Origin of the sequence: Mycobacterium sp., assembly GCF_035274705.1 — a bacterium.
Taxonomy (GTDB): Bacteria; Actinomycetota; Actinomycetes; order Mycobacteriales; family Mycobacteriaceae; genus Mycobacterium.
The window spans coordinates 19,632-33,972 of the sequence record NZ_DATENY010000065.1; the positions used below are offsets into that span (position 1 = coordinate 19,632).

Here is a 14,341-nt window from a genome sequence, read left to right on the forward strand (position 1 = left end):
CTTCGCCCAGACTGCCCCCGGCCTCGCGTGGGCCCAGGGAGATCGCGAAAATCGCCGATTCGACGATCCCTCAGCAGTTTCGCGGCGTCGGGCGTCAGCCCGTCGGTAGTTGACGGGCGTCCACGCCAAGTGGTGACTCCACCCGCACCGCCTCGTCGCGAATCAAACCGCGCAGCAGCGCGGTGCTGAACTCGACGGCGATCTCCTGAGCGGTGCGCCGGCCGTGTGGCCGCAGCCAGCGGTATGAGCCGAGCGTCATGCCGATGTACCCCAGAGCCAGCACGTGCGAGTCGCAGTCGTAGAACTCGCCGCTGGCGATCCCGCGGTCGATGACGTCGCGCACGTGCTCGTAGACCTGGGTTTCCTTCTCGCGGATATAGGCCACCTGGTCCTCGGTGAACCACTCGGTGATGTAGGGGCCCTCTTGGAAATACACGGCCGCGCGCTCGATGTTGCCCGCGATGCCGACGAGCAGCCGTCGGGTGAAGTGGTAGATGGTCTCGCGCGCCGACGCCGTCGGATCGTCGTGCAGCGCGTCGACGGTGAAGTCCGCGGCGCCCTTGTAGATGTCGTAGAGGATCAGCGACTTGCTGGCGTAGTAGTGGTACACCGTGGCTTTGTTGAGTCCGACGGCGTCGGCCACGTCGTCCATCCGGGTGCCGTGGTAGCCCCGTGCGGCGAACAGCTTGGTGGCGACCGCCAACAGCTCCTCACGTCGGGACATCCCGTTGGTCGTACCGGTTTCGGACATGGCGACTCACTATATGCAGGCCCGGGCGCTGCCCGAGGATCAATCAACTGGTTGGACAGTTTAAATGTTCGGGCTGTCGCGGCCGTGGCGGCGGGTCTAGACTTCACCGAGAACCAGCGGTTACGCGAGAGGGTGAGCACATGGATCCGAACCCGGATTATGACGCGAGCGACGAGATCGAGTACGGCGCCAACTGGTTCGCGTGGATCCTTCGCGGCGTGTACCCACCGCCGGCCTATCCGCCGGTCTAACCGCTAAGCGGCAGCTGCCTTCACTGCGCGCCCGACTTCGGCGCGCAGTTCGGCGTATTCGGGCGAGCGACGCAGTTCGTCGGGGTTCACGCCGGTGCGGGGCAGGTCCACCGGCAGATCCAGCGCCACCTGTCCTGGCCGCTGCGTCAGCACCACTATCCGCGAGCCGAGAAACGCCGCTTCGTCGGCGCTGTGCGTGACGAACACCGTCGTGCGGCCGGACTCGGCCGTGACCTGACGGACATCTTCCTGCAGCCGCTCACGAGTGAGCGCATCAAGCGCCGCGAACGGTTCGTCGAGCAGGAACAGCGGTGTCTCGGCCGCCAACGCCCGCGCGATCGCGACGCGCTGTTGTTGGCCGCCGCTGATCTCCCAGATCTTGCGGTCAGCCGTGCCCTCGAGGCCGACGCGGGCCAACAGCTGATCGCGTCGCCGCGCCCGTCGCTCCCGCGGCACCTTCGCGTACTTGAGAGCCAGGTCGACATTGCCGCCGACGGTGCGCCACGGGAACAGCCGAGGCTGCTGGAACACCACACCCGCGGTCACGCCGGGCGTCGGAGCCGAACCGGACACCGCGACCGAGCCCTCGCTGGGTGACTCGAAGCCGGCGAGCAGCCGCAGCAGCGTGCTCTTGCCACAGCCCGACGCGCCGACCAGGACCAGAAACGATCCCGGGTCGACGGTCAGGTCGACCGGCCCGACCGCGGTGACCTCGCTGCGGCCGCGGCCGTAGCGGTGCTTGACGTTGCTTACCCGGATGGTGCCGTCACTGTGTGATGACACTGGGCAGGCCCTTGGTGTAAATCGCGTTCTGGAACGTCTGCAGTGAGGCCGCCGACGGAATCTGCTTCTGGTCGGCGAGGAATTGCGACGCGCTCTGCAGGTTGACCGCGATGTTGCCTGGTTTACCCTCGGCGCCAAGCCATTCCGGTGAAGCGACCTCGTCCGGTGTCAGGTAAACGCCCTGCTTGAGCTGACCCGCCACGTCGTCGGGGCTCAGCCCGATCTCGGCGGCGACGGCCTTGGCCGCGGCGGCGGGATCATCGTGAATGAGCTTGAGCGCGCGGGCTTCCTGCTGACGCCAGATGTCGACGACGTCTGGGTGTGCGTTGGCGAATTCGTCGGATACAGCGCCGAGGTCCAGCGTCGGCCTGCCGTTCTTGGCGAGCTGGCGGCTGGTGATCAGGTCCTTACCGTTCTTGCGCAGCTGATCGAGCGTGGGCAGCCAGGAGTAGCCCGCGTCGATGTCGCCGCGGTCGAACGCCGCCAGGATGGCCTGCGGCTGTAGGTCCACGAGTTGAACGTCCTTGGCGGACAAGCCGTTCTGCGATAGCGCGGCGAGCAGGCTGTAGTGCGCGGTGGACGCGAACGGCGTGCCGATCCGCTTGCCCTTCAGATCGGCGATCGTGTTGATGCCGCTGCCGTTACGGGCCACCAGCGCCTCGTTGTCACCTGCGACGTCGAGCACGAATGCGACCTTGTAGGGGATGTTCAGCGGCGCCGAGAGACCGCGCGCGGCGGGGCTCGAGCCGAGCGCACCGAAGTCGAGTTCCTTGGCGATGAACGCGGTGTTGACGTCGGCGCCGGAGTCGAACTTCGTCCACTTGATGTTGTAGTTCGGCAGCGCCTCTTCGAGCCACTTGTTGTTCTTCACGATCAGGTCGCCGGACGGAAAGCTTTGGTAGCCAATGCGAATCGTCGGCTTGTCGGCTTGGTCGCCTGACCGGTCGACGGAGCAGCCCGCCAACGCCAGCGTCGCGGCAAGCGTCGCGATCAGAGTCTTGAGTCTCATACGTTTCCTCTCCAGGGGACAGCGCGCCGTTCGATGGCGCGAAGCAGACCGTCAATGACCAGGCCCGAGATTCCGATCGCGAAGATGCCGACCAGCACGACGGGGGTGTTGTTGTAGTTGCTGGCGTCTTTGACCAGGCCGCCGATGCCGGGCAACCCGTTGAACAACTCGGCGGCGACCACCGACGAGTACGCCATACCGACGGCGAGCCGGATGCCGGTGAACGTTTCCGGCAGCGCGGACGGGACGACGACGTCGCGGATGACTTCGCTACGGGAAGCGCCCAGTGCGCGGGCCGCTTCGGTGAGCCCGACGGGCGCGGCCAGCACAGCGGCGGTGGTGGCGACCGCGGCGGGCGGCAGGGCGGCGAGCGCGAGGAGCGTGATCTTGGGCGCCTCGTCGATGCCCAGCCAGATCACGAGCAGGAAGAAGTAGGCCAGCGGCGGTAGCGCGCGCAGGAACGTCAGCCAGGGCTCGAGCACGCTGCGCACCCAGCTGATCGATCCCATGACGAGGCCAAGCAGGACGCCGAGCGCGACGCCGATCACGACGCCGGCGAACACCCGGCGCAGCGTCATATAGAGGTGCTCGGCCAGCAGGTAACCGGCGTAGCCGCGGGTGCCGTCGTGTGTGGTCGAGACGTCGAGGAAGGCACGCCAGACCGTGCTGGGATACGGCACGAACGTCTGATTCCAGATGCCACTTGCCGCAACGAGCTGCCACACGACGAAGAACACGACGAGCGAGAGCAGCGGAAGCGCGGCTCTCGTCAGCCGGCCGAGCCATTTGCCTGATGGCACAACGGCCGTCGGCGAGTCAACGAGCGACTCGTCGGGTGCGATATCGACGAATACGGACACCCGGTATTGGTACCGGGATGAGACCGTTCGGTGAAGGTCTGCGCTCAGCGCGAGTTTATTGCCCTCAGCGTCAGAGCGATTGAGCTTCCCGGCGACCTCGGGGACTGACCTCGCTGGAGCACCGCATTCCCGCCACGTGGACCACACGGCGCGCGGATAATTTGGCCCGACTCCTAGACTGACGTATTCCACCCGTCCCACGACGAGCTGTGTCGGGAGGGCCTTCTCGCGCCCCGACCGGACCGTGACAGAAACCTAGATCGGATCGAAATCGATGATCATCGGGATCCCGAGAGAGTCGCTGCCTGGCGAAACGCGCGTAGCCGCGACGCCGCAGACGGTTGGCCAACTCATCAAGCTGGGGTACGAGGTGGTGGTCGAGGCCGGCGCGGGCGCCGCCTCAAGCTTCTCCGATGTGGCGTTCACTGAGGCCGGTGCCGATATTGGGTCCGCCGAGCAGGTCTGGACGGCCGACGTGGTGCTCAAGGTGAACGCGCCGGACAACGCGGAGATCGCCGCCCTGCGCGACGGCGCCACCCTGATCAGCCTGATTTCCCCCGCGCTCAAGCCGGAGCTCGTCGGGCAGCTGGCCACCCGGCCGATCACGGTGCTCGCCATGGACGCTGTTCCGCGTATCTCCCGGGCCCAGTCACTGGACGTGCTGTCGTCGATGGCGAACATCGCGGGCTACCGCGCCGTCATCGAGGCCGCCACCAAGTTCGGCCGGTTCTTCACCGGACAGGTGACCGCGGCGGGCAAGGTTCCGCCGGCCAAGGTGCTCGTCGTCGGCGCCGGCGTGGCCGGGCTGGCGGCTATCGGTGCGGCAGGCAGCCTTGGCGCCATCGTGCGTGCCACCGATCCCCGGCCCGAGGTCGGAGATCAGGTCAAATCTCTTGGTGGGGAATATCTTTCGATCGAGTCAGCGGAGGCTGAAGTATCAGCCACCGGCTACGCCAAGGAGATGGACGACGACTACAAAGCCCGTGAGGCGCAGCTCTACGCCGAGCAGTCCAAGGACGTCGACATCATCATCACCACCGCGCTGATCCCCGGTAAGCCGGCACCGCGCATCATCACCGCTGACATGGTGGCCTCGATGAAGTCCGGCAGCGTCATCGTCGACATGGCTGCGGCCAACGGCGGCAACGTCGAGGGCACCGTCAAGGACCAGGCGATCGTCACCGACAACGGCGTGACGATCATCGGCTACACCGATCTGGCGGGCCGGCTGCCCGCCACAGCGTCACAGCTGTACGGCACCAACCTGGTCAACCTGCTCAAACTGCTGACCCCCGAGAAAGACGGGAAGCTCATCCTCGACTTCGAGGATGTGGTTCAGCGCTCGGTGACGGTGGTCCGCGACGGCGAGGTCACGTGGCCGCCGCCGCCTGTGCAGGTGTCGGCGGCACCGGTTGCCGCCGCGGCTCCGGTCGAGGCCAAGCCGGCCAAGCAACCGATGACGATTGCGCGCCGGCTGGGGTTGACCTTCGCCGCTGCGGCGGTGCTCTTCGCGCTGATCGCGCTCTCGCCTGCCACGCTGCAGGTGCACCTGACCGTGTTCGCGTTGGCCATCGTGATCGGCTACTACGTGATCGGCAACGTGCACCATGCGCTGCACACCCCGCTGATGTCGGTGACCAACGCAATCTCCGGGATCATCGTCGTCGGTGCGCTGCTGCAGATCGGGCACGGCAACGTCGCCATCACCGCGGTGGCGACCCTGGCGATCCTGCTCGCCAGCATCAACGTCTTCGGCGGCTTCGCCGTCACCCGCCGCATGCTGGCGATGTTCTCGAGGAGCTAGACCATGTTCACCATAGAGACCACCGCAACCGCGGCGTACGTCGTCGCGGCCCTGCTGTTCATCCTGGCGCTTGCCGGACTGTCCAAGCATGAAACGTCCAGGGCGGGTAACACTTTCGGCATAGCCGGCATGGCCGTCGCCCTGATCGCGACCATCGCGCTGGCACTGGCACGGCACATCGAGCCACTGGGTGCGGCACTGTTGGTCGGCGCCATGGCCATCGGTGCGGCCATCGGGCTGTGGCGCGCCAAGGTGGTCGAGATGACCGGCATGCCCGAGCTGATCGCGCTGCTGCACTCGTTCGTCGGCCTTGCCGCCGTGCTGGTCGGCTGGAACGGCTACCTGCACGTCGAACGTGATCTCGCCGGATCCGAGGCCGCGCTGCTGCACCACGAGGGCATGCTCGGCATCCACTCGGCCGAGGTCGTCATCGGGGTCTTCATCGGCGCCGTGACGTTCACCGGTTCGATCGTCGCCAACCTGAAGCTCTCGGCCCGCATCAAGTCCACGCCGATGATGCTGCCCGGCAAGAACTTCCTCAACGTCGGCGCGCTCGTCGTCTTCGCCGCGCTCACCATCTGGTTCGTGATCGACCCGCACCTGTGGCTGCTTGCGGTGGTCACCGTGCTGGCGCTGCTGCTCGGCTGGCACCTGGTCGCCTCGATCGGCGGCGGCGATATGCCGGTCGTGGTGTCGATGCTCAACAGCTACTCGGGTTGGGCCGCGGCGGCGTCGGGCTTCCTGCTTTCCAACGACCTGCTCATCGTCACCGGCGCGCTCGTCGGCTCCTCGGGTGCATACCTGTCCTACATCATGTGCAGGGCCATGAACCGGTCGTTCATCTCGGTGATAGCTGGTGGTTTTGGGATGGAAAGCACTGGGGCCGGTTCCGATGTCGATTATGGCGAGCACCGCGAGATCACCGCTGAGGGTGCCGCCGAGCTGCTCGAATCGGCGAGTTCGGTGATCATCACGCCGGGCTACGGCATGGCTGTGGCCCAAGCCCAGTACGGCGTCGCCGACCTCACCCGCAAGCTGCGCGCCCGCGGCGTCAACGTCCGGTTCGGCATCCACCCCGTCGCGGGCCGCCTGCCCGGCCACATGAACGTGCTGCTGGCCGAGGCCAAGGTGCCCTACGACATCGTGATCGAGATGGACGAGATCAACGACGACTTCGACGACACCGACGTCGTGCTGGTCATCGGCGCCAACGACACCGTCAACCCGGCGGCCGCAGAGGACCCTGGCAGCCCGATCGCCGGCATGCCGGTGCTCACGGTATGGAACGCCAACAACGTCATCGTGTTCAAGCGGTCCATGGCCTCGGGTTACGCGGGCGTGCAGAACCCGCTGTTCTTCCGGCAGAACACCCAGATGCTGTTCGGCGACGCCAAAGACCGGGTCGACGCGATCAACTCGGCGCTGTCCGTCCCCGAAAAGGTCTAAACGCCAGTGCCCGTCGACCGGCTGCTGCCCTCTGACGATGCCGTCGACCTGATCGCGCTCACCCGCGATATCGCCGACAAGGTGCTCGACCCGATCGTCGACGCGCACGAGAAGGCCGAGACCTATCCGGAGGGTGTCTTCGCGCAGCTGGGTGCGGCCGGGCTGCTGAGCCTGCCGCAGCCGGAGGAATGGGGCGGCGGCGGGCAGCCCTTCGAGGTCTATCTACAGGTGCTCGAGGAGATCGCGGCGCGATGGGCGGCGGTCGCTGTGGCGGTCAGCGTGCACAGCCTGTCGTCGCATCCGCTGCTGGCGTTCGGCACCGACGAGCAGAAGGGCCGCTGGCTGCCAGACATGTTGTCGGGCGAGCAGATCGGCGCGTACAGCCTGTCCGAGCCGCAGGCCGGTTCGGATGCGGCGGCGCTGCAGTGCAAGGCAACGCCGACGGCCGATGGGTATCTGCTCAACGGCGCCAAGTCGTGGATCACCCACGGCGGGCGCGCGGATTTCTACACGTTGTTCGCGCGCACCGGTGAAGGCTCGCGTGGCATTTCGTGTTTCCTCGTGCCCGGCGATCTGGCCGGGCTGAGTTTCGGCAAGCCAGAAGAGAAGATGGGCCTGCACGCGGTCCCGACGACAGCGGCGTTCTACGACAACGCCCTTCTCGACGCCGACCGGTTGATCGGCGCGGAAGGCCAGGGCCTGCAGATCGCATTCTCGGCCCTGGATTCGGGCCGGCTGGGTATCGCCGCGGTCGCGGTCGGGTTGGCGCAGGCGGCGCTGGATGAGGCCGTGAAGTACGCGAACGAGCGAACGACGTTCGGCCGCAAGATCATTGACCATCAGGGCCTAGGTTTCGTGTTGGCCGATATGGCCGCCGCGGTGGCGAGCGCGCGGGCCACGTATCTGGACGCCGCCCGTCGACGCGATCTGGGCATGCCGTACTCACAGCAGGCCAGCGTGGCGAAGCTGGTTGCCACCGACGCCGCGATGAAGGTCACCACCGACGCGGTACAGGTGTTCGGCGGCGTCGGCTACACCCGCGACTACCGCGTCGAGCGATACATGCGGGAAGCCAAGATCACCCAGATCTTCGAGGGCACCAATCAGATTCAGCGGCTGGTCATTTCGCGGGGGCTGGTCACCTAACAGCGCGAGCAGACGTAAAGGTGCCCTTTTCTCGGCGCTTTAGGGCAGTTTTACGTCTGTTCGCGCGGAGAAGGGACGGGCTCCGGCGGCGACGTCATCGTCACTTGAGTACCGTAACCGGCCTGCGAATTGATATCCATCGCACCGCCCATCGAATCGAACCGCGCCAGCAGCGATCCCAAGCCGATGTGCCCGTCGGCGACGTACTGGCCCACGATATCCGGATCGAAACCCATTCCGTCGTCGGCGATGGTGAGGATGATGCGATCGCCCTTGCACGACAAGCTGATTCGCACCGTCGTCGCCTCGGCGTGCTTGCCGATATTGGCCAGTAGCTCGCGCGCGGCCCGGTACAGCAGCGACTGTGACTGCGGCTTGCCGACATCGTCCAGATTGGCCTCGACGGCGACGTCGTAGCGACTCTCGAACTGGCGCACCAGCTCTCGCACCGCCTCGGTCAGACCGAGCTGAGCGAGCACTTGCGGATGCAGCTCCGTCACGGTCAGGCGCAGTCCCTTCGCGGTCTCCTGCAATGCCGCGTGCACCATGTCGAGCGCCGGGTCGGGATGGCGCTCACGCACTTCATCCAGTTCCAGCCGCGCGGCCAGCAGTGTCTGCAACGGACCATCGTGCAGATGTTCGGCGACTTCGCGGTTACGACGCTCGTCGGAGGCCATGGCCTCCGAGACGAGTTGGCGCCGCATCTCCTGTAACGCCTTCACGCGCATCGATCGCCGTGCCAGCACAAGGCACAGCGCGGTCATGGCGACCGCCAGCCACAACAGGAACCCGAAGTGGGTGTAGACCATATTGGGCAGGCCGACCTTGTCGTCGCGCTTGGAGTAGAAGATCCAGACCGCGAGATAGCCGAGCGCCGTTACGGTTCCGATGATCGCCGTCAACGCGGGCCGATCCTGGAATGCGACGGATATCGGGAGCAAGAAGAACACCGGCAGCAGCGCCGCTGTCGCACCGCCGGATACCAGGCAAAGGGTGATGATCACCAGCAGGTCGACGCCCGTCGAGGCCCAATCCGCCCACCGCGGCACCGGGCCGCGAAATACCGCAAGGAGCCACAACACCGCCGCCGCCGCGTACGCCCCGAGGATCACCGCGTACAACCCGGGCAACCAGTGATCGACCTCCCAGATCCACACCAGGACCGCGATCAACCCGATGAGGGGCAGCCGCAGGATCGCCGAGACCCGTACGGGTTCGGCCACGAAATAGTCGGCGATCCGCTGAAAGGTGCGATCCACGCTAATCCAGAAGCTTGCGCCGCATCGCCTCGGCGACCGCGGCGCCACGATCGTTGACGCCGAGTTTCTCGTAAAGGCGTTGCACATGGGTTTTTACCGTCGACGGTGCCAGGAAGAGTTCCTTGGCCATCGCGGGAATGCTGCTGCCTGATGCGATCAGCTTGAGCACCTCGCGCTCGCGCGGAGACAGCGCCGGCCCCTCGGGTTCGGCGCGCTTGCGGATCTCACCGGCCAGTCCGGCCGCGAGGCTGGGTGCCACGACGTCGCGGCCCTTCGCGCAATCCAGCACGGCGTTGACCAATTCGCTTCGAGACGACTCCTTCGGCAGGAATCCCGCCGCGCCTTCCTGCAGCGCCCGGTACACGATCGCCGACTCGTCGTGCGCCGAAACCAGCAGCACACGGGTCGGCAGCTCGTCGCGTTTGACGGCGGCTGCGACCTCGGCCCCGTCCAGGCCGGGCATCCGGTAGTCGAGCAGCGCCACCTGCGGCTCGTGGATCCTGATCGCCTCGAGCGCGGTCCGGCCGTCGTCGGCTTCGGCAACCACCTCGATGGAGCCGCTCGACGTGAGCGCGCGGACTACCCCGTCGCGAAACAGCGGATGGTCGTCGCCGACCACCACACGAACCTTTTCGCTGGTCATAACGCCAAGCCTCGCACAGCGGGCGCGCGGTTTCCCCCAATTGGTGGACAGACGGTTCATCCGGTACACCCTCCGGTCGCCCGACATACAAAGCGCCCGGCTGCAGCACTCTTGAGCCAACGCCGGAACAGACCGGCACAAGACACCAAAAGTCAACGCAGACAGGAGAACTCACATGTGCCCTATGGCTCGCTACCTCATCCTGCTGGTCCTCTCGGCCGGCATCATCGGCGCCGCCCTCGGCCTGGCCGGCGCGGCCAGCGCGGCTACCACCGACGTGCGGTCGCCGAGCATCGTGGCCACGCCGGGCGTCAAGGCCCACCCGGCGCCCGACGCGCAGTCGGGCTGGCACTGGCACCACGGTATGCACCACCTCGCCGACTTCGAGCCCGGCTACACCCGCTGACACCCCAGACATTGAGGTCCCCCCGAATGGAATTTGGGGAGGGCCTCAATGCGTTGGCCCAAGGTATGCGAATCGGAGTGGTATTCCCCCAGACAGAGCTCGGCGGCGACGCCTCAGCAGTGCGTGCCTATGGCCAACGCGTAGAGGAACTCGGATTCACCCATCTGTTGGCCTACGAGCATGTAGTCGGCGCCGACCCCGCGGTTCACGCCGGTTGGGCCGGCCCGTACGACGTGCACACCACCTTCCACGAGCCGCTGGTGATGTTCGGCTACCTGGCGGCGGTCACCTCCACGCTGGAGCTCGTGACGGGGGTCATCATCCTTCCGCAACGCCAGTCGGTGCTGGTGGCCAAACAGGCCGCGGAGGTCGACCTGCTCAGCGAGGGCCGGCTGCGCCTGGGCGTCGGGCTCGGATGGAACGCCGTCGAGTACGAGGCACTCGGCGAGGAATTCACCAACCGGGGTAGGCGGCTGGGCGAGCAGATCGACGTGATGCGCCGGCTGTGGACCGAACCGACCGTGTCGTTCGACGGCAAGCACCATCGAGTGACCGGGGCGGGGCTGGCTCCGCTTCCCGTGCAGCGGCCGATACCGGTGTGGATCGGCGCCGCGTCGCGACCGGCGCTGGAGCGGGCGGGCCGGCTGGCGGACGGATGGTTTCCGATGATGTCGCCGGGACCGCAACTCGACGAAGCTCGCGAGATCGTGGCACGGTCGGCCGACGCGGCTGGCAGGGATCCGTCCGCGCTCGGCATGGAAGGCCGAGTCATCTGGCGGGGGGACAAGAGGCAGGTCGCCGACGAACTCGCCCAGTGGGCCGAGTCCGGCGCCACCCATGTGTCGGTGAACACCATGGGCGCGGGCCTGCGCACGGTCGACGACCACCTGTCCGTGTTGCAAGCGGTCGCCCAGCTGTAGGGCCCGCAACACTGCGCCTTCCCCCGATCGGGGGACAGGCGGTTCATCCTGTGCACCCTCCAGTCGCCCGACATACAAACCGCTTGCGAAGCGGCAGTCTTGAGTCATCGCCAGAACACACCGGCGCAAGACATCAAACGTCAACGGACACAGGAGAACTCAGATGAACACCACCCGCTTCGCGCGCTACATCGCCCTGCCGGCCATCTCAGCCGGAATCCTCGGCGGCGCCGCGCTCGGACTGGCCGGCATGGCCAACGCTGGCACCTACCCCACCCACGATCCGTCGCCGCGTCCCGGCATCGTCGCCACGCCGAACGTCAAGGCGCAGCCGCCGGTCCTGGTCTACCCGGGCGGGAATTGGCACCGCCACCACGGCAACGTCGATTTTGGCGGCGGCGAATAGTCCACCCTCCACAGAGGCCCTCCCAGGCGGCGTATCCCGGGAGGGCCTCGCTATGTCACCACAACGGAATGTCGACCCCGTACTCCGATTCGGGCCGCGGGCCGAAATAGCGGCGTTCCGATTCGTCGATCTTCACGTCGTTGATGCTGGCCTCACGCCGTGCCATGAGCCCCTCAGGAGTGAACTCCCACAGTTCGTTGCCGTAGCTGCGGTACCACTGCCCCGATGCGTCGCGGCATTCGTACTGAAACCGGACCGCCATGCGGTTCTCGCGGAAACCCCACAGGCTCTTTCTCAGCACATAGTCGAGCTCCCGCTGCCACTTACGGGTCAAGAACGCCACGATCGCGTCGCGGCCGACGACGTGCGCGTCCCGGTTACGCCACTGCGAATCGACCGTATAGGCCAGGCTGACGTGCTGCGGGTCACGGGTGTTCCAGGCGTCCTCGGCGGCCTGGACCTTTTGCTTGGCGGTCTCGAGTGTGAACGGCGGAAATGGGGGACGACTTTCGGTCATGTCCAATATCTACGCTTGAGACGGCGGCGTTGTTCCGGCCTTCGACAGGTGTCATATCGTGCAGGCATGGACTTCGCGATGTCGGCCAAGGCGCAGGATTACCACAAGCGGCTGACCGCTTTCATGACCGAGTCCGTCTTCCCCGCCGAGGCGGAATATCACCGCTACCGCCAAGAGGCCGGGCCGAACGACCACACCGTGCCGCCGATCGTCGAGGAGCTCAAGGCCCTGGCCAAGGAGCGGGGGCTGTGGAACCTGTTCTTGCCCGCTGAATCGGGGCTGACCAATTTGGAGTACGCGCCGCTGGCCGAGCTGACCGGCTGGAGCCTGGAGATCGCGCCCGAGGTGACCAACTGCGCGGCGCCCGACACCGGCAACATGGAGACCCTGCATCTGTTCGCCACCGAGGCCCAGCGCAAGCAGTGGCTCGAGCCCCTGCTGGCGGGTGAGATCCGCAGCGGGTTCTCGATGACCGAGCCGGCGGTCGCCTCCAGCGACGCCCGCAACATCGAAACGACGATCGCTCGCGACGGCGGCGACTACGTGATCAACGGGCGCAAATGGTGGACGACTGGGGCGTCCGACCCGCGCTGCAAGATCCTGATCGTGATGGGCCGCACCAATCCCGACGCCGCAAGCCATCAACAGCAGTCGATGGTGTTGGTGCCGATTGACACCCCGGGTGTGAACATTCTGCGGTCGACACCCGTGTTCGGCTGGCAAGACCAGCACGGGCATGCCGAGATCGTCTACGACAACGTACGAGTGCCGGTGGGGAACCTGCTCGGTGAGGAAGGCGCGGGCTTCGCGATCGCCCAGGCGCGGCTGGGCCCTGGCCGTATCCACCACTGCATGCGCGCTTTGGGGGCAGCCGAGCGGGCGCTGGCGTTGATGGTCGACCGGGTGCAGAAGCGGGTGGCGTTTGGCAAGCCGCTGGCCGAACAGGGCGTGGTGCGCGAGCAGATCGCCCGGTCGCGCAACGAGATCGACCAGGCCAGACTGCTGTGTGAGAAGGCGGCGTGGACCATCGATCAGCACGGCAACAAGGAGGCACACCTGCTGGTGTCCCAGATCAAGGCCGTCGCCCCGCAGGTGGCCTGCAATGTCATCGACCGCGCCATCCAGGTGCACGGCGCCGCGGGTGTCAGCGACGACTTCCCGCTGGCGCGGCTTTACAGCTGGCACCGTGCGATGCGGCTGTTCGACGGCCCCGACGAGGTGCACATGCGCACCGTCGCCCGCGCAGAGGTCGGAAAAGAGAAGAGCGCCTTCGCGCGCGCCGTGACGCAAGGGACGCATTAGTGGCTGTCGGGCTCGGGGAACTGTCGGGGGCGTGGAACTTTCGCGATGTCGCGGAGGAGACGGGTGTGCGGCCGGGCCGCTTCTTCCGGTCAAGCGAGCTGAGTCGACTCTCCGACGAAGGTCGTGAGCTGATTCGCCGCCTCGGCATCACCGATGTGGCGGACCTTCGCTCTCCGCGGGAAGTGGAGCGTCGTGGCCCGGGGCAGGTGCCCGACGGGGTTGCGGTGCACCTGCTGCCGTTTCCGGATGTGTCGGCCGTCGACGGTGAGGCGCCGCATGAGGCCACCTTCCAGAAGATGATGAGCGAGAAGCCCGACGACGAGGACGTCTCGGTGGCCGCCAGGCGGTTCATGACCGAGGAGTATCTGCGGTTTCCGACGCTTGGTGGTGCGCAACGCGCTGTGCGCCAAGTCATTTCGCTGCTCGCCGCTGATCGGCCGGTGATCACACATTGCTTCGCGGGCAAAGACCGCACCGGGTTCACCGTGGCCACAGTGCTCGAGGCGGTGAGCGTGGACCGCGACGCGATCATGGCCGACTTCCTGCGCAGCAATGCCGCGGTGCCACAGCTTCGGGAGCAGATCCTGGAGTCGGTCCGCGACCGTTCGGAGACGCCTGAAGTGGTTACTTTCGCAGAAGCACGCCTGACCGACGCGGTGCTTGGCGTGCAAGTGGACTACCTCGACGCCGCGCGCCGGTCGATCGAGCAGAACTACGGCTCGCTGCGCAATTACCTCGAAGCCGCAGGGGTGGCAGCTGACGATGTCGCGCGGGTGCGCACGGCGCTCCTGGGATAGTTCGCATTTTGTCCGGCTAGCCAGCGACAGGCAAGTTGTCG

Annotated in this window: 15 protein-coding genes and 1 pseudogene; 9 read left to right on the forward strand and 7 right to left on the reverse strand. The window is 66.5% G+C overall.

Annotation, left to right across the window (positions count from 1 at the left end):
• Window positions 1-94 precede the first annotated feature (94 nt).
• Entirely contained in the window at window positions 95-751 is a 657-nt protein-coding gene (locus VJV41_RS15195) for a TetR/AcrR family transcriptional regulator (protein ID WP_325335075.1), read from the reverse strand.
• Between the two features lie 143 nt (window positions 752-894).
• Between VJV41_RS15195 and VJV41_RS15200 the strand changes: the two are divergent.
• A pseudogene (locus VJV41_RS15200) lies at window positions 895-1,002 on the forward strand (CAP domain-containing protein); the annotation flags it as partial.
• Window positions 1,003-1,005: 3 nt separating this feature from the next.
• Here the strand turns inward: VJV41_RS15200 and VJV41_RS15205 are convergent.
• Genes VJV41_RS15205 through VJV41_RS15215 form a run of 3 tightly spaced genes read right to left on the reverse strand, consistent with a single transcriptional unit; the run spans window position 1,006 to window position 3,654 of the window.
• The gene (locus VJV41_RS15205; RefSeq protein WP_325335077.1) at window positions 1,006-1,785 is read right to left on the reverse strand and encodes an ABC transporter ATP-binding protein; all 780 of its coding nucleotides are present in this window, start codon (window positions 1,783-1,785) and stop codon (window positions 1,006-1,008) included.
• Complete coding sequence (locus tag VJV41_RS15210; protein WP_325335079.1) at window positions 1,769-2,794, reverse strand: glycine betaine ABC transporter substrate-binding protein; 1,026 nt, start codon at window positions 2,792-2,794, stop codon at window positions 1,769-1,771. Before VJV41_RS15210 ends, VJV41_RS15205 begins: the two co-directional genes overlap by 17 nt.
• Window positions 2,791-3,654 (reverse strand): ABC transporter permease, encoded by an 864-nt coding sequence (locus VJV41_RS15215; protein WP_325335081.1) that lies wholly within the window; start codon window positions 3,652-3,654, stop codon window positions 2,791-2,793. The genes VJV41_RS15210 and VJV41_RS15215 overlap by 4 nt, the downstream gene beginning before the upstream one ends.
• Before the next feature lie 274 nt (window positions 3,655-3,928).
• On the opposite strand from VJV41_RS15215, the gene VJV41_RS15220 reads away from it, so the two are divergent.
• Genes VJV41_RS15220 through VJV41_RS15230 form a run of 3 tightly spaced genes read left to right on the forward strand, consistent with a single transcriptional unit; the run spans window position 3,929 to window position 8,050 of the window.
• Window positions 3,929-5,458 (forward strand): Re/Si-specific NAD(P)(+) transhydrogenase subunit alpha, encoded by a 1,530-nt coding sequence (locus tag VJV41_RS15220; RefSeq protein WP_325335083.1) that lies wholly within the window; start codon window positions 3,929-3,931, stop codon window positions 5,456-5,458.
• Between the two features lie 3 nt (window positions 5,459-5,461).
• Window positions 5,462-6,904: a Re/Si-specific NAD(P)(+) transhydrogenase subunit beta gene (gene pntB, locus VJV41_RS15225; protein WP_325335085.1), complete on the forward strand. Its 1,443-nt coding sequence runs from the start codon at window positions 5,462-5,464 to the stop codon at window positions 6,902-6,904.
• Window positions 6,905-6,910: 6 nt separating this feature from the next.
• On the forward strand, window positions 6,911-8,050 hold the full coding sequence (locus VJV41_RS15230) for an acyl-CoA dehydrogenase family protein (RefSeq protein WP_325335086.1): 1,140 nt from the start codon (window positions 6,911-6,913) through the stop codon (window positions 8,048-8,050).
• A 50-nt stretch (window positions 8,051-8,100) separates the two neighbouring features.
• Here the strand turns inward: VJV41_RS15230 and VJV41_RS15235 are convergent, their stop codons facing one another.
• Window positions 8,101-9,309 carry a sensor histidine kinase gene (locus VJV41_RS15235; RefSeq protein ID WP_325335088.1) on the reverse strand — a complete coding sequence of 403 codons (1,209 nt, stop codon included), beginning with the start codon at window positions 9,307-9,309 and terminating at the stop codon, window positions 8,101-8,103.
• 1 nt (window position 9,310) lies between these two features.
• Window positions 9,311-9,952, reverse strand: coding sequence for a response regulator transcription factor (locus VJV41_RS15240; RefSeq protein WP_325335090.1), 642 nt, complete (start codon window positions 9,950-9,952; stop codon window positions 9,311-9,313).
• 184 nt (window positions 9,953-10,136) lie between these two features.
• Between VJV41_RS15240 and VJV41_RS15245 the strand changes: the two genes are divergently transcribed.
• The 3 genes from VJV41_RS15245 to VJV41_RS15255 all read left to right on the forward strand — a co-directional run bounded on the left by VJV41_RS15245 (window position 10,137) and on the right by VJV41_RS15255 (window position 11,684).
• The gene (locus VJV41_RS15245; protein WP_325335092.1) at window positions 10,137-10,358 is read left to right on the forward strand and encodes a hypothetical protein; all 222 of its coding nucleotides are present in this window, start codon (window positions 10,137-10,139) and stop codon (window positions 10,356-10,358) included.
• A gap of 65 nt (window positions 10,359-10,423) precedes the next feature.
• Window positions 10,424-11,278, forward strand: coding sequence for an LLM class F420-dependent oxidoreductase (locus VJV41_RS15250; protein ID WP_325335185.1), 855 nt, complete (start codon window positions 10,424-10,426; stop codon window positions 11,276-11,278).
• A 163-nt stretch (window positions 11,279-11,441) separates the two neighbouring features.
• The gene (locus VJV41_RS15255) at window positions 11,442-11,684 is read left to right on the forward strand and encodes a hypothetical protein (protein ID WP_325335094.1); all 243 of its coding nucleotides are present in this window, start codon (window positions 11,442-11,444) and stop codon (window positions 11,682-11,684) included.
• A gap of 55 nt (window positions 11,685-11,739) precedes the next feature.
• On the opposite strand, the gene VJV41_RS15260 is transcribed toward VJV41_RS15255, so the two are convergent.
• Entirely contained in the window at window positions 11,740-12,201 is a 462-nt protein-coding gene (locus VJV41_RS15260; protein ID WP_325335096.1) for a nuclear transport factor 2 family protein, read from the reverse strand.
• A 78-nt stretch (window positions 12,202-12,279) separates the two neighbouring features.
• On the opposite strand from VJV41_RS15260, the gene VJV41_RS15265 reads away from it, so the two are divergent.
• Both VJV41_RS15265 and VJV41_RS15270 read left to right on the forward strand, forming a co-directional pair.
• Window positions 12,280-13,503 carry an acyl-CoA dehydrogenase family protein gene (locus VJV41_RS15265; RefSeq protein WP_325335187.1) on the forward strand — a complete coding sequence of 408 codons (1,224 nt, stop codon included), beginning with the start codon at window positions 12,280-12,282 and terminating at the stop codon, window positions 13,501-13,503.
• Window positions 13,503-14,300, forward strand: a complete 798-nt coding sequence (locus tag VJV41_RS15270) for a tyrosine-protein phosphatase (protein WP_325335098.1) — start codon at window positions 13,503-13,505, stop codon at window positions 14,298-14,300. The genes VJV41_RS15265 and VJV41_RS15270 overlap by 1 nt, the downstream gene beginning before the upstream one ends.
• Window positions 14,301-14,341: the final 41 nt, after the last annotated feature.

Bases quoted from the DNA above. Each gene is read 5' to 3' on its own strand.
- VJV41_RS15195 (WP_325335075.1), bottom strand. From the start codon at position 751: ATGTCCGAAACCGGTACGACCAACGGGATGTCCCGACGTGAGGAGCTG.
- VJV41_RS15255 (WP_325335094.1), top strand. From the start codon at position 11,442: ATGAACACCACCCGCTTCGCGCGCTACATCGCCCTGCCGGCCATCTCA.
- VJV41_RS15220 (WP_325335083.1), top strand. From the start codon at position 3,929: ATGATCATCGGGATCCCGAGAGAGTCGCTGCCTGGCGAAACGCGCGTA.
- VJV41_RS15245 (WP_325335092.1), top strand. From the start codon at position 10,137: ATGGCTCGCTACCTCATCCTGCTGGTCCTCTCGGCCGGCATCATCGGC.
- VJV41_RS15250 (WP_325335185.1), top strand. From the start codon at position 10,424: ATGCGAATCGGAGTGGTATTCCCCCAGACAGAGCTCGGCGGCGACGCC.
- VJV41_RS15265 (WP_325335187.1), top strand. From the start codon at position 12,280: ATGTCGGCCAAGGCGCAGGATTACCACAAGCGGCTGACCGCTTTCATG.
- pntB (WP_325335085.1), top strand. From the start codon at position 5,462: ATGTTCACCATAGAGACCACCGCAACCGCGGCGTACGTCGTCGCGGCC.
- VJV41_RS15260 (WP_325335096.1), bottom strand. From the start codon at position 12,201: ATGACCGAAAGTCGTCCCCCATTTCCGCCGTTCACACTCGAGACCGCC.
- VJV41_RS15210 (WP_325335079.1), bottom strand. From the start codon at position 2,794: ATGAGACTCAAGACTCTGATCGCGACGCTTGCCGCGACGCTGGCGTTG.
- VJV41_RS15240 (WP_325335090.1), bottom strand. From the start codon at position 9,952: ATGACCAGCGAAAAGGTTCGTGTGGTGGTCGGCGACGACCATCCGCTG.